Genomic DNA, 16099 nt, shown 5'->3' with positions numbered 1-16099 from the left:
TTATCCTTCTCAGTAAAACCTTAACCTGTGATCCGGTTACTCGTCAGCGATGCTTGCCGGTGGCCAGTTTTCCAGGCGCATGCCCAGAGACAGTCCACGGGAAGCCAGCACGTCTTTAATCTCAGTAAGAGATTTTTTACCCAGGTTAGGCGTCTTAAGAAGCTCAACCTCGGTACGCTGTACCAGATCACCGATATAGTGGATAGCTTCTGCTTTAAGGCAGTTAGCAGAGCGGACAGTCAATTCCAGATCGTCAACAGGGCGCAGCAGGATCGGATCGAATTCTGGTTTCTCTTCTTTCACTTCCGGCTGACGTACATCACGTAAGTCAACGAAAGCTTCCAGTTGTTCAGCCAGAATGGTTGCCGCACGACGAATCGCCTCTTCAGGATCGATTGTGCCGTTGGTTTCCATTTCGATGACCAGCTTGTCCAGGTCGGTACGCTGTTCTACACGCGCTGCTTCAACATTGTAGGCAATACGCTCTACAGGGCTGTAGCATGCGTCGACCAGCAGACGGCCGATTGGGCGCTCATCTTCTTCCGAATGAATTCGGGTAGAAGCCGGCACATAACCACGACCGCGCTGAACTTTGATACGCATGCTAATAGACGCGTTCTCATCGGTCAGGTGGCAGATCACGTGCTGCGGCTTGACGATTTCGACATCCCCGTCATGGGTAATGTCGGCTGCAGTCACAGGGCCAATGCCAGATTTATTCAAGGTAAGAATAACTTCATCTTTACCCTGAACTCTCACCGCCAGCCCTTTCAGGTTGAGCAGGATTTCCAGGATGTCTTCCTGAACGCCTTCTTTGGTGCTGTACTCATGTAGTACACCATCAATCTCAACCTCGGTCACCGCGCAACCCGGCATCGATGAGAGCAGAATACGGCGCAGTGCGTTACCCAGAGTATGGCCAAAGCCACGCTCTAAAGGCTCAAGGGTCACCTTGGCGTGCGTCGAACTCACTTGCTCGATATCTACCAGGCGCGGTTTTAGAAACTCTGTCACAGAACCCTGCATTGTGTCCTCTCTTTGGTACTAAGCTTTACTTGGAGTAAAGCTCGACGATCAGGTGTTCGTTAATGTCCGCAGACAGATCAGAACGCTCAGGCTTACGCTTAAACGTACCTTCCATCTTGCCAGCATCAACTTCCAGCCAGGTTGGCTTTTCACGCTGCTCAGCCAGCTCCAGAGCGGCTTTCACGCGAGACTGCTTCTTCGCTTTCTCACGAATGCTAACAACGTCATTCGGACTAACCTGATAAGAAGCGATGTTAACAACACGACCGTTTACCATAATTGCTTTATGGCTAACCAGCTGGCGTGCTTCTGCACGAGTGGCGCCGAAGCCCATACGGTATACAACGTTGTCCAGACGACCTTCCAGCAGAGCCAACAGGTTTTCACCGGTGTTGCCTTTCAGACGCGCTGCTTCTTTGTAGTAGTTACGGAACTGACGCTCCAGCACACCATAGATACGGCGAACTTTTTGCTTTTCACGCAACTGCACACCATAGTCAGACAGACGCGGTTTACGCGCACCGTGCTGGCCAGGAGCTTGTTCAATTTTACACTTGGTATCGATCGCGCGAACGCCAGACTTAAGGAATAAGTCGGTGCCCTCACGACGGCTCAGCTTGAGCTTAGGACCCAAATATCTTGCCATTTTCTTTCTCCAACAAACCTGGAAAACGAAGCGTTATACGCGACGTTTTTTCGGCGGACGACAACCGTTATGAGGGATCGGAGTCACATCAGTAATATTAGTGATGCGGAAACCAGCGGCGTTCAGTGCACGAATGGTAGATTCGCGACCTGGACCCGGACCTTTAACCATAACTTCCAGATTCTTGATACCGTATTCTTTTACGGCGTCAGCGCAACGCTCTGCTGCAACCTGAGCTGCAAACGGAGTGGATTTGCGAGAACCACGGAAACCGGAACCACCGGCTGTTGCCCAACCCAGCGCGTTACCCTGACGATCAGTGATAGTCACGATGGTGTTGTTGAAAGAAGCATGGATATGAGCCACGCCGTCAGAGACTTGTTTTCTTACACGTTTACGTGCACGAATTGGTGCCTTTGCCATTATTCAATCACCCCGATTATTTCTTGATCGGTTTGCGCGGACCCTTACGGGTACGTGCGTTGGTCTTGGTACGCTGACCGCGAACCGGGAGACCACGACGATGACGCAAACCGCGATAGCAACCAAGATCCATCAGGCGCTTGATGCTCATGCTGATTTCACGGCGCAGATCACCTTCAACGACAAATTTGGCAACTTCGTCACGCAGCGTGTCGATTTGTTCTTCAGACAGCTCACTGATCTTAACATTTTCAGCGATACCCGCTGCAGCCAGAATGGCTTTAGAACGGGTCTTACCGACGCCGTAGATCGAAGTTAACGCGATCACAGCATGTTTCTGATCAGGAATGTTAATGCCTGCTATACGGGCCACTATGCACTCCTACTATTTAATATGTACGCACCATGCTGAAAAGCCCGTTTTCAGGATACTCAAATGGAAACGTACAGACATACAAAAGATTGGCTGGCTAATCTAGCCAGCTCAACCCAACTTTGCAAGAAAAATATGCGAATAAATCAGCCTTGGCGCTGTTTATGCTTCGGCTCGGCACTGCAAATCACGCGGATGACGCCATCACGCTTAACGATTTTGCAGTTACGGCATAATTTCTTGACGGAAGCACGAACTTTCATTTTTACTCTCCGTAACTTCTCGGGCGACCAATTAACGGCCGTAGCCTTTCAGGTTCGCCTTCTTCAATGCAGACTCATACTGACTGGACATCATCAGAGTTTGCACTTGAGCCATAAAGTCCATAATCACGACGACAACGATAAGCAGTGAGGTCCCACCAAAGTAGAACGGTACTTTCATTGCATCACGCATGAACTCCGGGATCAGGCAGATAAAGGTAATGTAAAGCGCACCCACCAAAGTCAGGCGGGTCATTACTTTATCGATATACTTCGCCGTTTGCTCTCCCGGACGAATTCCTGGTACAAATGCACCGGACTTCTTCAGGTTATCTGCTGTTTCACGCGGGTTGAAAACCAACGCCGTGTAGAAGAAACAGAAGAAGATGATTGCAGACGCATAGAGTAACACATAAAGCGGTTGCCCAGGCTGCAAATACAGCGAAATTGTTGTCAGCCAGTTCCAACCAGTACCGCCCCCGAACCATGACGCGATGGTTGCCGGGAACAGAATAATACTGGAAGCGAAAATTGCCGGGATTACCCCCGCCATATTCACTTTCAGCGGTAAATGTGTGCTCTGTGCAGCATAGACACGACGACCCTGCTGACGTTTTGCGTAGTTTACCACAATGCGGCGTTGACCACGCTCAACAAATACAACAAAGAACGTCACTGCAAATACTAATACTGCAACCAACAGCAACACGAGGAAGTGCAGGTCGCCTTGACGCGCTTGCTCGATAGTATGGGCAATGGCTGGCGGGAGTCCCGCGACAATACCGGCGAAGATAATGATTGAGATACCGTTGCCGATACCACGTTCAGTAATCTGTTCGCCCAACCACATCAGGAACATGGTTCCTGTAACCAGACTTACAACAGCGGTGAAATAGAATGCAAAGCCCGGATTCATTACCAGGCCTTGCATACCAGGCATATTCGGCAGACCGGTAGCAATACCGATCGACTGGAATATCGCCAGCACCAGAGTACCGTAGCGGGTGTACTGGCTGATCTTACGACGACCAGACTCCCCTTCTTTCTTAATTTCTGCCAGCGTTGGGTGAACCACCGTCAGCAACTGGATAATAATCGACGCCGAAATATACGGCATGATACCCAGAGCAAAGATAGAAGCACGGCTGAGTGCACCACCAGAGAACATGTTAAACATTTCAATGATGGTGCCTCGCTGTTGCTCAAGCAGTTTGGCAAGTACAGCGGCATCAATACCAGGGATCGGAATAAAAGAGCCAATACGGAACACAATCAGCGCGCCGATAACAAACAGCAGTCTGCGTTTCAGCTCGCCTAAGCCACCTTTGGCGCTTTGAAAATCTAATCCCGGTTGTTTAGCCATCTGCTACTTATTCCTCGATTTTACCGCCAGCAGCTTCGATAGCAGCACGAGCGCCTTTAGTAACACGCAGGCCACGAACAGTTACCGGAGTAGTGACTTCACCAGCCAGGATCACTTTCGCGAACTCGATCTGGATACCGATAATGTTAGCCGCTTTCAGCGTGTTCAGGTCTACTACGCCGCCTTCTACTTTAGCCAGGTCAGACAGACGAACTTCGGCTGTAATCGCTGCTTTGCGAGAAGTGAAGCCGAATTTCGGCAGACGACGGTACAGAGGCATCTGACCACCCTCGAAACCGCGACGTACGCCACCGCCAGAACGAGACTTCTGACCTTTGTGACCACGACCACCGGTTTTACCGAGGCCAGAACCGATACCACGACCCAGGCGTTTACCCGCCTTTTTGGAGCCTTCGGCCGGAGACAGAGTATTTAAACGCATCTCTTACTCCTCAACTTTAACCATGAAGGAAACCGCGTTGACCATACCACGAACAGCAGGAGTATCCTCGCGCTCTACGGTGTGACCAATACGACGCAGACCCAGGCCAAGCAGCGTTGCCTTGTGTTTCGGCAGACGACCGATTGCACTGCGGGTTTGAGTAATTTTAATAGTCTTTGCCATGGTTTATTTCCCCAGAATTTCTTCAACGGATTTACCACGCTTGGCAGCGACCATTTCTGGAGAATTCATATTTTCCAGGCCATCAATAGTTGCACGAACCACGTTGATCGGGTTGGTGGAACCATATGCTTTAGCCAGAACGTTATGAACCCCAGCAACTTCCAGAACGGCGCGCATTGCACCACCGGCGATGATACCGGTACCTTCGGAAGCTGGCTGCATGAATACACGAGAACCCGTGTGAACACCTTTAACCGGGTGTTGCAGGGTGCCGTTGTTCAGCGCGACGTTAATCATATTGCGACGGGCTTTTTCCATCGCTTTCTGGATCGCTGCTGGAACTTCACGCGCTTTACCGTAACCAAAACCAACGCGACCGTTACCATCGCCAACTACAGTCAGAGCTGTGAAGGAGAAAATACGACCACCTTTAACGGTTTTAGATACGCGGTTTACCGCGATCAGCTTTTCCTGCAGTTCGCCAGCTTGTTTTTCGATGTGAGCCATCTTACACCTCTACCTTAGAACTGAAGGCCAGCTTCACGGGCAGCATCTGCCAGTGCCTGGACACGACCATGATATTGGAACCCGGAACGGTCAAAGGACACATCTTTGATGCCTTTTTCCAGAGCGCGTTCAGCGACAGCTTTACCCACAGCTGCAGCCGCGTCTTTGTTACCGGTGTACTTCAGTTGTTCAGAGATAGCTTTTTCTACAGTAGAAGCAGCTACCAGAACTTCAGAACCGTTCGGTGCAATTACCTGTGCGTAAATGTGACGCGGGGTACGATGTACCACCAGGCGAGTTGCGCCCAGCTCCTGGAGCTTGCGGCGTGCGCGGGTCGCACGACGGATACGAGCAGATTTCTTATCCATAGTGTTACCTTACTTCTTCTTAGCCTCTTTGGTACGCACGACTTCGTCGGCGTAACGAACACCCTTGCCTTTGTAAGGCTCAGGACGACGGTAGGCGCGCAGATCTGCTGCAACCTGACCGATCACCTGCTTATCAGCGCCTTTCAGCACGATTTCAGTCTGAGTCGGACATTCTGCAGTAATACCTGCTGGCAGCTGGTGGTCAACCGGGTGAGAGAAACCTAAGGACAGGTTTACTACATTCCCTTTAACCGCTGCACGATAACCTACACCAACCAGCTGCAGCTTCTTAGTGAAGCCTTCGGTAACACCGATAACCATTGAGTTCAGCAGGGCACGCGCGGTACCAGCCTGAGCCCAACCGTCTACGTAACCATCACGCGGACCGAAGGTCAGTGCATTATCTGCATGTTTAACTTCAACAGCATCGTTGAGAGTACGAGTCAGCTCGCCGTTTTTACCTTTGATCGTAATAACCTGACCGTTGATTTTTACATCAACGCCGGCAGGAACAACGACCGGTGCTTTAGCAACACGAGACATTTTTTCCTCCGATTAGGCTACGTAGCAGATAATTTCGCCACCAAGACCAGCCTGGCGCGCTGCACGATCAGTCATAACACCTTTAGAGGTAGAAACAACTGCGATACCCAGACCCGCCATAACTTTCGGCAGCTCATCTTTACGTTTGTAGATGCGCAGACCTGGGCGGCTGACACGCTGAATGCTTTCTACAACAGCTTTACCCTGGAAATACTTAAGAGTCAGTTCCAGTTCCGGCTTGGTGTCGCCTTCAACTTTAAAATCTTCGATAAAACCTTCTTCCTTCAGCACGTTGGCAATTGCCACTTTCAGCTTGGAGGAAGGCATGGTGACCGCAGCTTTGTTCGCGGCCTGACCGTTACGGATACGGGTCAGCATATCCGCGATCGGATCTTGCATGCTCATCTGTCTTTACTCCCGTGATTCAATTGGTGACAATTACCAGCTAGCCTTTTTCAAGCCTGGTACTTCACCGCGCATAGCGGCTTCACGTAACTTGATACGGCTCAACCCGAACTTGCCCACATAACCATGTGGACGACCTGTTTGACGGCAGCGGTTACGCTGACGAGACGGGCTGGAATCACGCGGCAGAGTCTGCAGCTTAAGAACAGCGTTCCAACGATCTTCGTCGGAAGCGTTCACATCAGAGATGATCGCTTTCAGTTCAGCGCGTTTCGCGAAGTATTTATCAGCTAAAGCTACGCGTTTTACTTCGCGTGCTTTCATTGATTGCTTAGCCATTCAGTAACCCTACCTTACTTGCGGAACGGGAAGTCAAAGGCAGCCAGCAGAGCACGGCCTTCTTCGTCAGATTTCGCAGTAGTGGTAATGGTAATATCCAAACCACGAACGCGGTCGACTTTATCGTAGTCGATTTCTGGGAAGATGATCTGCTCACGGACACCCATGCTGTAGTTACCACGACCGTCGAAAGACTTAGCGGACAGGCCACGGAAGTCACGGATACGCGGTACAGCAATAGTGATCAGGCGCTCAAAGAACTCCCACATGCGTTCGCCACGCAGAGTTACTTTACAGCCGATCGGATAGCCCTGACGGATTTTGAAGCCTGCAACAGATTTGCGTGCTTTGGTGATCAACGGTTTTTGACCGGAGATTGCTGCCAGGTCAGCTGCTGCGTTATCCAGCAGTTTCTTGTCAGCGATCGCTTCACCAACACCCATGTTCAGGGTGATCTTCTCGACCCGAGGGACTTGCATGACAGAATTGTAGTTAAACTCAGTCATGAGTTTATTAACTACTTCGTCTTTGTAGTAATCATGCAGTTTCGCCATCGTACTACTCCAAATTACTTGATAGTTTCGCTGTTAGATTTGAAGAAACGGACTTTTTTACCGTCTTCGAATCTAAAGCCTACACGGTCAGCCTTACCGGTTGCCGCATTGAAGATTGCAATGTTGGAAACCTGAATAGCGGCTTCTTTTTCAACGATGCCACCCGGTTGGTTCAGAGCCGGAACCGGCTTCTGGTGTTTCTTAACCAGGTTGATACCTTCAACAATGACCTTGCCGGAAGACAGGACATTCTTAACTTTACCGCGTTTACCTTTATCTTTACCGGTTAACACGATAACTTCGTCATCACGACGGATTTTCGCTGCCATGATTCGCTCCTTAGAGTACTTCTGGTGCCAGAGAGATAATTTTCATGAACTTCTCGGTACGAAGCTCACGAGTTACCGGCCCAAAAATACGCGTACCGATAGGCTGCTCGCTGTTATTGTTCAGAATAACGCATGCATTACCATCGAAGCGAATGACAGAACCGTCCGGGCGACGAACACCCTTCTTGGTGCGCACCACTACCGCCTTCAGCACATCACCTTTTTTGACCTTACCACGCGGAATTGCTTCTTTGATGGTGATCTTGATGATGTCGCCTACGCCTGCGTAGCGACGGTGCGAGCCACCCAGAACCTTGATACACATTACGCGACGTGCACCGGAGTTGTCGGCGACGTTCAGCATAGTCTGTTCTTGGATCATTTTAGTGCTCCGCTAATGTCAACTACTACTGAGACCCGAAAATCAGGTCGTTAAAAAAGCCCCATATCGGGGGCGCGGCATTATAACACCGCTTCAACGATATGGGTAGAAAAAATAAACGGCCCATCGCTGAGCCGTTTATTCGTTGAGAATGGGTACTGTATTACAGAACCGCTTTCTCTACAACGCGAACCAGCGTCCAGGACTTAGTCTTGGACAGTGGGCGGCATTCGCGGATTTCAACCACGTCACCGGTACCACATTCGTTGTTCTCGTCATGTACGTGCAGTTTGGTCGTACGCTTGATGAATTTACCGTAGATCGGGTGTTTCACAAAACGTTCGATAGCAACAACAATGGATTTCTCCATTTTGTCGCTAACAACGCGACCTTGCAGAGTACGGATTTTATCGGTCATTACGCACCCGCCTTCTCAGTCAGTAAAGTCTTAACGCGTGCGACATCACGACGCACTTGCTTCAACAGGTGAGACTGTTGCAGCTGGCCACTTGCAGCCTGCATACGCAGGTTGAACTGCTCACGCAGCAGGTTCAGCAGCTCGGTGTTCAGCTCTTCAACACTCTTCTCACGCAGCTCTTTTGCTTTCATTACATCACCGTCTTAGTTACAAAGGTGGTTTTAATCGGCAGTTTCGCTGCTGCCAGCTTGAATGCTTCACGGGCCAGCTCTTCCGGTACGCCGTCCATTTCATACAGGACTTTACCCGGCTGAATCAAGGCAACCCAATACTCCACGTTACCTTTACCTTTACCCATACGCACTGCCAGCGGCTTTTCAGTGATCGGTTTGTCCGGGAATACACGGATCCAGATCTTACCTTGACGCTTAACTGCACGGGTCATAGCACGACGTGCTGCTTCGATCTGACGGGCAGTCAGACGACCACGGCCAACAGCTTTCAGACCGAAGCTGCCGAAGCTAACATCCGTACCCTGCGCCAGACCGCGGTTACGGCCTTTGTGCATTTTACGGAATTTTGTACGCTTTGGTTGTAACATCAGCGACGCTCCTTATTTACGGCCTTTACGCTGCTGCTTTTTCGGTTGAGCAGCCGGTTTTTCCGGTTGTTCAACAGCAGCCATACCACCCAGGATCTCGCCTTTGAAGATCCACACTTTAACGCCGATTACACCGTAAGTGGTGTGCGCTTCAGAGGTGTTGTAGTCGATGTCAGCACGCAGAGTGTGCAGCGGTACGCGACCTTCACGGTACCATTCGGTACGGGCGATTTCCGCGCCGCCCAGACGGCCGCTAACTTCAACTTTAATACCTTTAGCGCCCAGACGCATTGCGTTCTGTACAGCACGCTTCATAGCACGACGGAACATAACGCGACGTTCCAGCTGAGAAGTGATGCTGTCAGCAACCAATTTTGCGTCCAGTTCAGGCTTACGAACTTCGGCGATATTGATCTGTGCAGGAACGCCAGCGATATCCGCTACGACCTTACGCAGTTTTTCTACGTCTTCGCCTTTCTTACCGATAACGATACCCGGACGAGCAGTGTGAATAGTCACACGGATGCTCTTAGCCGGACGCTCGATAACGATACGAGATACGGACGCTTTAGCCAGTTCCTTCGTCAGGTACTGACGTACTTTAAAATCGCTGTCCAGGTTGTCAGCGAATTCTTTGGTGTTCGCAAACCAGGTAGAGTTCCATGGTTTTACAATACCCAGGCGAATACCATTAGGATGTACTTTCTGACCCATTGCTAGTCTCCAGAGTCTCAGCGATCGGACACAACCACAGTAATGTGGCTGGTGCGCTTCAGGATGCGATCTGCACGACCTTTTGCACGCGGCATAATGCGCTTCATGCTCGGGCCTTCGTCTACGAAAATTTTCGTAACTTTCAGATCGTCAATGTCAGCGCCATCGTTGTGTTCAGCGTTAGCAATGGCAGATTCCAGGACTTTCTTGACCAGTACAGCCGCTTTCTTGTTGGTGTAGGTCAAAATATCCAGAGCCTGCGACACTTTCTTACCGCGAATCAGGTCAGCAACAAGGCGAACCTTCTGAGCAGAAGAACGAGCATGGCGATGTTTAGCGATAGTTTCCATCTCTTCCTCCTACCTTATTTCTTCTTCGCTTTTTTATCAGCAGCGTGGCCGCGATAAGTACGAGTCGGTGCGAATTCACCCAGTTTGTGACCGACCATTTCATCGGTTACAAATACCGGAACGTGCTGACGACCATTATGGACAGCGATGGTCAAACCGATCATGTTAGGAAAGATCGTTGAACGACGGGACCAAGTGCGCAGGGGCTTCTTGTCTCCGCTTTCCACCGCTTTCTCTACCTTCTTCAGCAAGTGCAGGTCAATAAAAGGACCTTTCTTGAGAGAACGTGGCATGGCTTATCCTCTAAAATTATTTGCTACGGCGACGTACGATGAATTTATCAGTACGCTTGTTGCTGCGGGTCTTCTTACCTTTGGTCTGAACGCCCCACGGAGTTACCGGGTGCTTACCAAAGTTACGACCTTCACCACCACCATGTGGGTGGTCTACTGGGTTCATCGCGGTACCGCGAACGGTCGGACGAACACCACGCCAGCGTGCAGCACCTGCTTTACCCAGAACGCGCAGCATATGCTCAGCATTGCCAACTTCGCCCAGAGTTGCACGGCAGTCTGCTTCGACTTTACGCATTTCACCAGAACGCAGACGCAGGGTGACATAAGCACCATCGCGCGCAACGATCTGAACGTAAGTACCAGCGGAACGTGCCAGCTGACCGCCTTTACCTGGTTTCATTTCTACGTTATGAACGGTAGAACCAACCGGGATGTTGCGCATCGGCAGGGTGTTGCCTGGTTTGATTGCAGCATCAACGCCAGATTGAATCTGGTCGCCAGCTTTCAGGCCTTTAGGGGCCAGGATGTAACGGCGCTCACCGTCTTTGTACAGAACCAGCGCGATGTTCGCGGAACGGTTCGGATCGTACTCAAGACGTTCAACAACTGCCGGGATACCATCTTTGTTGCGTTTGAAGTCAACAATACGGTATGCCTGCTTGTGGCCACCACCGATATGACGAGTGGTGATACGGCCATTGTTGTTACGACCACCGGATTTGCTGTTTTTTTCCAGCAACGGAGCAAAAGGTTTGCCCTTGTGCAGCTCAGGGTTAACCACTTTAACTACGTGGCGACGACCCGGAGATGTCGGTTTACATTTAACAACTGCCATTGTATTACTCCTCCGACTTACTCAGCGCCGCCAACGAAGTCCAGATTCTGGCCTTCTTTCAGGGTGACGTAAGCTTTTTTCCAGTCGCTACGACGACCGATACGCTGTCCGTGACGTTTAACTTTCCCTTTAACAACCAGGGTGTTAACGACTTCGACTTCGACTTCAAACAGTTTCTGCACAGCAGCTTTGATTTCTGCTTTGGTCGCGTCTTTAGCAACTTTGAGAACGATGGTGTTGGTTTTTTCCATCGCAGTAGACGCTTTTTCAGAAACGTGCGGTGCGCGCAGCACCTTCAGCAGACGTTCTTCACGAATCATGCCAGCATCTCCTCAACTTGCTTAACAGCATCAGCAGTCATTACGACTTTGTCGAAGGCGATCAGGCTAACCGGGTCGATACCAGTTGCATCGCGTACGTCAACCTTGTGCAGGTTGCGCGCAGCCAGGAACAGGTTCTCGTCCAGCTCACCGGTGATGATCAGCACATCTTCCAGAGCCATGTCTTTCAGTTTCTGAGCCAGCAGCTTAGTTTTAGGCGCTTCTACAGAGAACTTCTCGACAACGATCAGACGATCCTGACGTACCAGTTCGGACAGAATGCTTTTCAGCGCGCCGCGGTACATCTTCTTGTTAACTTTTTGACTGTGGTCCTGCGGACGTGCAGCGAAGGTCACGCCACCAGAACGCCAGATCGGGCTCTTGATAGAACCAGAACGCGCACGGCCGGTACCTTTCTGGCGCCACGGTTTTTTACCGGAACCAGTTACTTCAGCACGAGTCTTCTGAGCACGAGTGCCCTGACGAGCACCAGCTGCATAAGCAACAACAACCTGGTGAACCAGCGCTTCGTTGAAATCACGACCGAAGGTAGTTTCGGAAACAGTCAGCGCGCTCTGCGCGTCTTTCAATACTAATTCCATTGCTATCCCCTTACGCCTTCACAGCTGGTTTAACGATCAGGTCGCAACCGGTTGCACCCGGAACACCACCTTTAACCAGCAGCAGGTTGCGCTCAGCGTCAACACGTACTACGTCCAGGCTCTGAACGGTTACACGTTCGTTACCCAGCTGACCTGCCATTTTCTTGCCTTTGAACACTTTGCCCGGAGTCTGGTTCTGACCGATAGAACCCGGAACGCGGTGAGACAAGGAGTTACCGTGAGTAGCGTCCTGGGTACGGAAGTTCCAGCGCTTAACGGTACCTGCGAAACCTTTACCTTTAGAGGTGCCAGTTACGTCAACTTTTTTAACGTCAGCAAACAGTTCAACGCTAATGCTCTGACCAACGGTGTATTCTTCACCCTCTGCCAGACGGAACTCCCACAGGCCGCGGCCAGCTTCTACGCCAGCTTTAGCAAAGTGGCCAGCTTCCGGCTTGGTTACACGGTTAGCTTTTTTAGCACCAGTGGTAACCTGAACAGCGCGGTAGCCATCGTTAGCCAGATCTTTAACCTGAGTAACGCGGTTTGCTTCAACTTCGATTACGGTTACTGGGATAGAGACGCCATCTTCAGTGAAGATGCGGGTCATACCCACTTTTTTACCGACTAAACCAATCATTGTTTCAACCTCTCAATCGCTCGATGACCTGATTAACCCAGGCTGATCTGCACGTCTACACCGGCAGCCAGGTCCAGACGCATCAGAGCATCAACGGTTTTCTCGGTTGGCTCAACGATGTCAACCAGACGCTTGTGAGTGCGAATTTCGTACTGATCGCGCGCGTCTTTGTTAACGTGCGGGGAGATCAGAACGGTAAAGCGCTCTTTGCGGGTCGGCAGCGGGATCGGACCACGGACTTGCGCACCAGTGCGCTTAGCAGTCTCGACGATTTCCGCGGTTGATTGATCGATCAGACGATGATCAAACGCTTTCAGGCGGATACGGATTCTTTGGTTCTGCATGAGACCAGAGCTCCAATTATTTTATAAACGAAAATGATTACTCCTCGTGCCCATTACGATTGATGGGAGAGTGTAACCGTTCTTACGTAGCTCCCCGATTGGGAGCATTGTTAGATAACCAAATCGGCTACCTAAGGTTCAGATCGAACCTGCCGTCAACTAAGACAAGCCCGCGCATTATACGCAAATCTCAGCCTGACGCAAGTGCCGCGTAGATATTAATCATTTCGTCTGTAATGCGAGCAACTTCGCACACGCGTTGTGCCGTTTTTGTTTTGCGCATTTTCTTCGGAATACACTGCGCAACGTCATCATTCCTCCGTTGCGTGGAAAATGAGTTTCACGGATGGTGAGCGCAACGTTTAATGAGGATGACATGATGCAACCCGACCTCCCCTTCCTGATTATCTACCTCTTATTATCTGCGCTATCCGGGATATATGACGCGCGAACAGGACTCTTGCCCGATCGGTTTACCTGCCCCCTGCTCTGGAGCGGCCTGCTTTATTACCTGTGCTGTTTACCTGACCATTTGCCAGATGCGCTTTGGGGCGCCATTGCGGGTTACGGCGGGTTCGCCCTTCTCTATTGGGGATATCGACTGCTGTATCGCAAAGAAGGGCTCGGGTACGGCGATATCAAATTTCTTGCCGCGCTTGGCGCCTGGCATCGTTGGGAGTCATTACCCCTGCTGGTCTTTCTGGCCGCGCTTATTGCCAGCATTAACGTGATGGCGATGTACGTAATAAACGGGAAAGGGGCATTAAAAAACCCGCTGCCGTTCGGGCCATTTCTGGCGGCTGCGGGTTTTATCATTGGCTGGAAAACACTGCTGTCGGGGAGTTAATCGTCCACTTTAATTTGCGATTGCAGGTAATTCTGTAGACCAATTTTTGCAATCAGATCCAGCTCCGTCTCAAGCCAGTCGATATGCCCTTCTTCATCTGTCAGGATCTCAATCATCATGTCCCGGCTAACGTAATCATGAACGCTGTCGGCGTAGGCTATGGCTTCACGTAGATCCTTCGCTCCTTCCAGTTCCAGACGGAGATCTGACTGCAACATCTCTTCGACATCTTCACCAATGCCCAGCTTGCCAAGATCCTGCAAGTTTGGGATACCCTCAAGAAATAAAATACGCTCGATATATTTATCAGCGTGTTTCATTTCATCGATGGATTCATGGTATTCGACATCATTCAGACGAGTGAGCCCCCAGTTTTTAAACATACGGGCATGGAGAAAGTACTGATTGATTGCGACAAGCTCATTTCCCAATAGTTTATTGAGATAATTTATGATTTTAACATCACCTTTCATTTTATAGTCCCTCCGCTTCCTCTCTTAGAGCGTAGATGGGGCTACAAGGATGTCAAAAAAAAGAATGTGACTCAGGCGATTTCTTTAAACTCCGGCATTTGCATTAACTCATCCTGCATCACTTCACGCGCCGCACGGACGCACTTACCGCATTGATTTCCAACAGGAATAAACTTACGTAATTGTTGGAAAGATTGAGGGTGAAACTGACGAACAGCCTGACGAATTTTTTTATCACTTACACCATTACACAAACAAACGTACATGATCGCTCCCGTTCAATTTCTGCGCAAAGTGTAAATGAGAATAGTTATGATTACAATAGCACAAATACGTTTGTGTGCAGGGAGAGGAATAAAAAATGCGACTAAATATGACACTCTTTATATAGCAGGTAGATATGACAGACAGCAAAAAGGGCGCCGAAGCGCCCTTTTTAAGTGCAGAACTAATTATTAAATAATTAGCTCATTACTTTAGCAACAACGCCCGCGCCAACGGTACGGCCGCCTTCACGGATTGCGAAACGCAGACCGTCGTCCATCGCGATCGGGTGGATCAGGGTAACAACCATTTTGATGTTGTCGCCCGGCATTACCATCTCTACGCCTTCCGGCAGTTCGATGGTGCCAGTCACGTCAGTTGTACGGAAGTAGAACTGCGGACGGTAGCCTTTGAAGAACGGAGTATGACGGCCGCCTTCGTCTTTGGACAGGATATAAACTTCAGATTCGAACTTGGTGTGCGGCTTGATGGAACCCGGCTTAGCCAGTACCTGACCACGTTCGATTTCTTCACGTTTGATACCACGCAGCAGAACACCTACGTTCTCACCAGCACGGCCTTCGTCCAGCAGTTTGCGGAACATTTCAACGCCAGTACAGGTAGACTTCGCAGTCTCTTTGATACCAACGATTTCAACTTCTTCGCCCACTTTGATGATACCGCGCTCTACACGACCGGTAACAACGGTACCACGACCGGAGATGGAGAATACGTCTTCGATCGGCAGCAGGAACGGCTTGTCAATCGCACGCTCTGGTTCCGGGATGTAGGAATCCAGGTAGCCAGCCAGTTCGATGATTTTCGCTTCCCACTCAGCTTCGCCTTCCAGCGCTTTCAGAGCAGAACCACGAACGATCGGCGTGTCGTCGCCCGGGAAGTCGTACTGAGACAGCAGTTCACGCACTTCCATCTCAACCAGTTCCAGCAGCTCTTCGTCATCAACCATGTCGCATTTGTTCAGGAACACGATGATGTACGGAACGCCTACCTGACGACCCAGCAGGATGTGCTCACGGGTCTGCGGCATCGGGCCGTCAGTCGCAGCAACAACCAGGATCGCGCCGTCCATCTGCGCAGCACCGGTGATCATGTTTTTAACATAGTCGGCGTGGCCCGGGCAGTCTACGTGCGCGTAGTGGCGAGTCGGGGTGTCGTATTCAACGTGAGAAGTGTTGATGGTGATACCACGAGCTTTTTCTTCCGGCGCGTTATCGATCTGGTCGAATGC

31 protein-coding genes are annotated in these 16099 nt (G+C 50.5%); 1 reads left to right on the top strand and 30 read right to left on the bottom strand.

Features of this window, described 5'->3' with window-relative positions; all coding sequences use genetic code 11:
- Nucleotides 1-36: 36 nt before the first annotated feature.
- The 27 genes from OGX75_RS03675 to rpsJ form a co-directional block, all read right to left on the bottom strand.
- Nucleotides 37-1026, bottom strand: coding sequence for a DNA-directed RNA polymerase subunit alpha (locus OGX75_RS03675; RefSeq protein WP_001162094.1), 990 nt, complete (start codon nucleotides 1024-1026; stop codon nucleotides 37-39).
- Nucleotides 1027-1051: 25 nt separating this feature from the next.
- The gene (rpsD, locus tag OGX75_RS03670; protein ID WP_000135224.1) at nucleotides 1052-1672 is read right to left on the bottom strand and encodes a 30S ribosomal protein S4; all 621 of its coding nucleotides are present in this window, start codon (nucleotides 1670-1672) and stop codon (nucleotides 1052-1054) included.
- Between the two features lie 33 nt (nucleotides 1673-1705).
- Nucleotides 1706-2095 (bottom strand): 30S ribosomal protein S11, encoded by a 390-nt coding sequence (gene rpsK / locus OGX75_RS03665; protein WP_001029684.1) that lies wholly within the window; start codon nucleotides 2093-2095, stop codon nucleotides 1706-1708.
- 16 nt (nucleotides 2096-2111) lie between these two features.
- Nucleotides 2112-2468, bottom strand: coding sequence for a 30S ribosomal protein S13 (gene rpsM, locus OGX75_RS03660; protein ID WP_000090780.1), 357 nt, complete (start codon nucleotides 2466-2468; stop codon nucleotides 2112-2114).
- Nucleotides 2469-2614: 146 nt separating this feature from the next.
- Nucleotides 2615-2731: a 50S ribosomal protein L36 gene (rpmJ, locus tag OGX75_RS03655; RefSeq protein WP_000868187.1), complete on the bottom strand. Its 117-nt coding sequence runs from the start codon at nucleotides 2729-2731 to the stop codon at nucleotides 2615-2617.
- 31 nt (nucleotides 2732-2762) lie between these two features.
- Nucleotides 2763-4094 carry a preprotein translocase subunit SecY gene (secY, locus tag OGX75_RS03650; RefSeq protein WP_001118864.1) on the bottom strand — a complete coding sequence of 444 codons (1332 nt, stop codon included), beginning with the start codon at nucleotides 4092-4094 and terminating at the stop codon, nucleotides 2763-2765.
- A 7-nt stretch (nucleotides 4095-4101) separates the two neighbouring features.
- The gene (rplO, locus tag OGX75_RS03645) at nucleotides 4102-4536 is read right to left on the bottom strand and encodes a 50S ribosomal protein L15 (protein WP_001238917.1); all 435 of its coding nucleotides are present in this window, start codon (nucleotides 4534-4536) and stop codon (nucleotides 4102-4104) included.
- A 3-nt stretch (nucleotides 4537-4539) separates the two neighbouring features.
- Entirely contained in the window at nucleotides 4540-4719 is a 180-nt protein-coding gene (gene rpmD / locus OGX75_RS03640; RefSeq protein WP_001140434.1) for a 50S ribosomal protein L30, read from the bottom strand.
- A 3-nt stretch (nucleotides 4720-4722) separates the two neighbouring features.
- The gene (rpsE, locus tag OGX75_RS03635) at nucleotides 4723-5226 is read right to left on the bottom strand and encodes a 30S ribosomal protein S5 (RefSeq protein WP_000940121.1); all 504 of its coding nucleotides are present in this window, start codon (nucleotides 5224-5226) and stop codon (nucleotides 4723-4725) included.
- A gap of 14 nt (nucleotides 5227-5240) precedes the next feature.
- A complete protein-coding gene (gene rplR / locus OGX75_RS03630) occupies nucleotides 5241-5594 on the bottom strand; it encodes a 50S ribosomal protein L18 (RefSeq protein ID WP_006817270.1) in 354 nt (117 codons plus the stop codon).
- Nucleotides 5595-5603: 9 nt separating this feature from the next.
- Entirely contained in the window at nucleotides 5604-6137 is a 534-nt protein-coding gene (gene rplF, locus OGX75_RS03625; RefSeq protein ID WP_012135817.1) for a 50S ribosomal protein L6, read from the bottom strand.
- Nucleotides 6138-6149: 12 nt separating this feature from the next.
- A complete protein-coding gene (gene rpsH / locus OGX75_RS03620) occupies nucleotides 6150-6542 on the bottom strand; it encodes a 30S ribosomal protein S8 (RefSeq protein ID WP_000062611.1) in 393 nt (130 codons plus the stop codon).
- 33 nt (nucleotides 6543-6575) lie between these two features.
- Nucleotides 6576-6881: a 30S ribosomal protein S14 gene (gene rpsN / locus OGX75_RS03615; RefSeq protein ID WP_012135425.1), complete on the bottom strand. Its 306-nt coding sequence runs from the start codon at nucleotides 6879-6881 to the stop codon at nucleotides 6576-6578.
- A gap of 14 nt (nucleotides 6882-6895) precedes the next feature.
- Entirely contained in the window at nucleotides 6896-7435 is a 540-nt protein-coding gene (gene rplE, locus OGX75_RS03610; protein ID WP_007702494.1) for a 50S ribosomal protein L5, read from the bottom strand.
- A gap of 14 nt (nucleotides 7436-7449) precedes the next feature.
- A complete protein-coding gene (gene rplX / locus OGX75_RS03605; RefSeq protein ID WP_012135426.1) occupies nucleotides 7450-7764 on the bottom strand; it encodes a 50S ribosomal protein L24 in 315 nt (104 codons plus the stop codon).
- Nucleotides 7765-7774: 10 nt separating this feature from the next.
- Nucleotides 7775-8146, bottom strand: a complete 372-nt coding sequence (rplN, locus tag OGX75_RS03600) for a 50S ribosomal protein L14 (RefSeq protein WP_002919748.1) — start codon at nucleotides 8144-8146, stop codon at nucleotides 7775-7777.
- A gap of 163 nt (nucleotides 8147-8309) precedes the next feature.
- On the bottom strand, nucleotides 8310-8564 hold the full coding sequence (rpsQ, locus tag OGX75_RS03595) for a 30S ribosomal protein S17 (protein WP_003031120.1): 255 nt from the start codon (nucleotides 8562-8564) through the stop codon (nucleotides 8310-8312).
- Nucleotides 8564-8755, bottom strand: coding sequence for a 50S ribosomal protein L29 (gene rpmC, locus OGX75_RS03590; RefSeq protein ID WP_000644742.1), 192 nt, complete (start codon nucleotides 8753-8755; stop codon nucleotides 8564-8566). Before rpmC ends, rpsQ begins: the two co-directional genes overlap by 1 nt.
- Nucleotides 8755-9165 carry a 50S ribosomal protein L16 gene (rplP, locus tag OGX75_RS03585; RefSeq protein ID WP_000941212.1) on the bottom strand — a complete coding sequence of 137 codons (411 nt, stop codon included), beginning with the start codon at nucleotides 9163-9165 and terminating at the stop codon, nucleotides 8755-8757. Before rplP ends, rpmC begins: the two co-directional genes overlap by 1 nt.
- A gap of 12 nt (nucleotides 9166-9177) precedes the next feature.
- Nucleotides 9178-9879 (bottom strand): 30S ribosomal protein S3, encoded by a 702-nt coding sequence (gene rpsC / locus OGX75_RS03580; protein ID WP_000529945.1) that lies wholly within the window; start codon nucleotides 9877-9879, stop codon nucleotides 9178-9180.
- A gap of 17 nt (nucleotides 9880-9896) precedes the next feature.
- A complete protein-coding gene (gene rplV, locus OGX75_RS03575) occupies nucleotides 9897-10229 on the bottom strand; it encodes a 50S ribosomal protein L22 (RefSeq protein ID WP_000447529.1) in 333 nt (110 codons plus the stop codon).
- A gap of 14 nt (nucleotides 10230-10243) precedes the next feature.
- Nucleotides 10244-10522 carry a 30S ribosomal protein S19 gene (gene rpsS / locus OGX75_RS03570; protein WP_001138117.1) on the bottom strand — a complete coding sequence of 93 codons (279 nt, stop codon included), beginning with the start codon at nucleotides 10520-10522 and terminating at the stop codon, nucleotides 10244-10246.
- Nucleotides 10523-10538: 16 nt separating this feature from the next.
- Entirely contained in the window at nucleotides 10539-11360 is an 822-nt protein-coding gene (gene rplB, locus OGX75_RS03565; protein WP_000301864.1) for a 50S ribosomal protein L2, read from the bottom strand.
- 17 nt (nucleotides 11361-11377) lie between these two features.
- Complete coding sequence (gene rplW / locus OGX75_RS03560; protein ID WP_000617546.1) at nucleotides 11378-11680, bottom strand: 50S ribosomal protein L23; 303 nt, start codon at nucleotides 11678-11680, stop codon at nucleotides 11378-11380.
- Complete coding sequence (gene rplD, locus OGX75_RS03555; protein ID WP_000424395.1) at nucleotides 11677-12282, bottom strand: 50S ribosomal protein L4; 606 nt, start codon at nucleotides 12280-12282, stop codon at nucleotides 11677-11679. The genes rplW and rplD overlap by 4 nt, the downstream gene beginning before the upstream one ends.
- 10 nt (nucleotides 12283-12292) lie before the next feature.
- Complete coding sequence (rplC, locus tag OGX75_RS03550; protein ID WP_000579837.1) at nucleotides 12293-12922, bottom strand: 50S ribosomal protein L3; 630 nt, start codon at nucleotides 12920-12922, stop codon at nucleotides 12293-12295.
- A gap of 32 nt (nucleotides 12923-12954) precedes the next feature.
- Complete coding sequence (rpsJ, locus tag OGX75_RS03545) at nucleotides 12955-13266, bottom strand: 30S ribosomal protein S10 (RefSeq protein ID WP_001181005.1); 312 nt, start codon at nucleotides 13264-13266, stop codon at nucleotides 12955-12957.
- A gap of 379 nt (nucleotides 13267-13645) precedes the next feature.
- On the opposite strand from rpsJ, the gene OGX75_RS03540 reads away from it, so the two are divergent.
- Nucleotides 13646-14113 carry a prepilin peptidase gene (locus OGX75_RS03540; RefSeq protein ID WP_058669128.1) on the top strand — a complete coding sequence of 156 codons (468 nt, stop codon included), beginning with the start codon at nucleotides 13646-13648 and terminating at the stop codon, nucleotides 14111-14113.
- Here OGX75_RS03540 and bfr read toward each other — a convergent pair.
- From bfr to tuf, 3 genes are all read right to left on the bottom strand, one after another.
- Nucleotides 14110-14586 carry a bacterioferritin gene (bfr, locus tag OGX75_RS03535; protein ID WP_012135432.1) on the bottom strand — a complete coding sequence of 159 codons (477 nt, stop codon included), beginning with the start codon at nucleotides 14584-14586 and terminating at the stop codon, nucleotides 14110-14112. The genes OGX75_RS03540 and bfr overlap by 4 nt on opposite strands.
- Before the next feature lie 71 nt (nucleotides 14587-14657).
- Nucleotides 14658-14852, bottom strand: coding sequence for a bacterioferritin-associated ferredoxin (bfd, locus tag OGX75_RS03530; protein ID WP_012135433.1), 195 nt, complete (start codon nucleotides 14850-14852; stop codon nucleotides 14658-14660).
- A gap of 197 nt (nucleotides 14853-15049) precedes the next feature.
- Nucleotides 15050-16099, bottom strand: a 1050-nt coding sequence (gene tuf / locus OGX75_RS03525; protein WP_286451713.1) for an elongation factor Tu, incomplete at its 5' end; no start/stop codon positions are given.

The sequence above is a fragment of the Citrobacter sp. CK199 genome, assembly GCF_030333285.1.
GTDB classification, from domain to species: Bacteria; Pseudomonadota; Gammaproteobacteria; order Enterobacterales; family Enterobacteriaceae; genus Citrobacter_B; species Citrobacter_B koseri.
The sequence above is the reverse complement of the archived record's forward strand: the minus strand, read 5'-3'. Positions and strand labels throughout refer to the sequence as shown.

Coding starts and splice junctions, on each gene's coding strand:
- rpsQ (WP_003031120.1), bottom strand. CDS start 8,564: ATGACCGATAAAATCCGTACTCTGCAAGGTCGCGTTGTTAGCGACAAA.
- rplW (WP_000617546.1), bottom strand. CDS start 11,680: ATGATTCGTGAAGAACGTCTGCTGAAGGTGCTGCGCGCACCGCACGTT.
- rpmC (WP_000644742.1), bottom strand. CDS start 8,755: ATGAAAGCAAAAGAGCTGCGTGAGAAGAGTGTTGAAGAGCTGAACACC.
- bfr (WP_012135432.1), bottom strand. CDS start 14,586: ATGAAAGGTGATGTTAAAATCATAAATTATCTCAATAAACTATTGGGA.
- OGX75_RS03540 (WP_058669128.1), top strand. CDS start 13,646: ATGCAACCCGACCTCCCCTTCCTGATTATCTACCTCTTATTATCTGCG.
- rpmD (WP_001140434.1), bottom strand. CDS start 4,719: ATGGCAAAGACTATTAAAATTACTCAAACCCGCAGTGCAATCGGTCGT.
- rplP (WP_000941212.1), bottom strand. CDS start 9,165: ATGTTACAACCAAAGCGTACAAAATTCCGTAAAATGCACAAAGGCCGT.
- rpsJ (WP_001181005.1), bottom strand. CDS start 13,266: ATGCAGAACCAAAGAATCCGTATCCGCCTGAAAGCGTTTGATCATCGT.
- rplX (WP_012135426.1), bottom strand. CDS start 7,764: ATGGCAGCGAAAATCCGTCGTGATGACGAAGTTATCGTGTTAACCGGT.
- rpsC (WP_000529945.1), bottom strand. CDS start 9,879: ATGGGTCAGAAAGTACATCCTAATGGTATTCGCCTGGGTATTGTAAAA.
- rplB (WP_000301864.1), bottom strand. CDS start 11,360: ATGGCAGTTGTTAAATGTAAACCGACATCTCCGGGTCGTCGCCACGTA.
- rplV (WP_000447529.1), bottom strand. CDS start 10,229: ATGGAAACTATCGCTAAACATCGCCATGCTCGTTCTTCTGCTCAGAAG.
- rplC (WP_000579837.1), bottom strand. CDS start 12,922: ATGATTGGTTTAGTCGGTAAAAAAGTGGGTATGACCCGCATCTTCACT.
- rplF (WP_012135817.1), bottom strand. CDS start 6,137: ATGTCTCGTGTTGCTAAAGCACCGGTCGTTGTTCCTGCCGGCGTTGAT.
- rpmJ (WP_000868187.1), bottom strand. CDS start 2,731: ATGAAAGTTCGTGCTTCCGTCAAGAAATTATGCCGTAACTGCAAAATC.
- rpsH (WP_000062611.1), bottom strand. CDS start 6,542: ATGAGCATGCAAGATCCGATCGCGGATATGCTGACCCGTATCCGTAAC.
- rpsD (WP_000135224.1), bottom strand. CDS start 1,672: ATGGCAAGATATTTGGGTCCTAAGCTCAAGCTGAGCCGTCGTGAGGGC.
- rpsS (WP_001138117.1), bottom strand. CDS start 10,522: ATGCCACGTTCTCTCAAGAAAGGTCCTTTTATTGACCTGCACTTGCTG.
- OGX75_RS03675 (WP_001162094.1), bottom strand. CDS start 1,026: ATGCAGGGTTCTGTGACAGAGTTTCTAAAACCGCGCCTGGTAGATATC.
- rpsK (WP_001029684.1), bottom strand. CDS start 2,095: ATGGCAAAGGCACCAATTCGTGCACGTAAACGTGTAAGAAAACAAGTC.
- rplE (WP_007702494.1), bottom strand. CDS start 7,435: ATGGCGAAACTGCATGATTACTACAAAGACGAAGTAGTTAATAAACTC.
- rplN (WP_002919748.1), bottom strand. CDS start 8,146: ATGATCCAAGAACAGACTATGCTGAACGTCGCCGACAACTCCGGTGCA.
- rplR (WP_006817270.1), bottom strand. CDS start 5,594: ATGGATAAGAAATCTGCTCGTATCCGTCGTGCGACCCGCGCACGCCGC.
- secY (WP_001118864.1), bottom strand. CDS start 4,094: ATGGCTAAACAACCGGGATTAGATTTTCAAAGCGCCAAAGGTGGCTTA.
- bfd (WP_012135433.1), bottom strand. CDS start 14,852: ATGTACGTTTGTTTGTGTAATGGTGTAAGTGATAAAAAAATTCGTCAG.
- rpsN (WP_012135425.1), bottom strand. CDS start 6,881: ATGGCTAAGCAATCAATGAAAGCACGCGAAGTAAAACGCGTAGCTTTA.
- rplO (WP_001238917.1), bottom strand. CDS start 4,536: ATGCGTTTAAATACTCTGTCTCCGGCCGAAGGCTCCAAAAAGGCGGGT.
- rpsE (WP_000940121.1), bottom strand. CDS start 5,226: ATGGCTCACATCGAAAAACAAGCTGGCGAACTGCAGGAAAAGCTGATC.
- rplD (WP_000424395.1), bottom strand. CDS start 12,282: ATGGAATTAGTATTGAAAGACGCGCAGAGCGCGCTGACTGTTTCCGAA.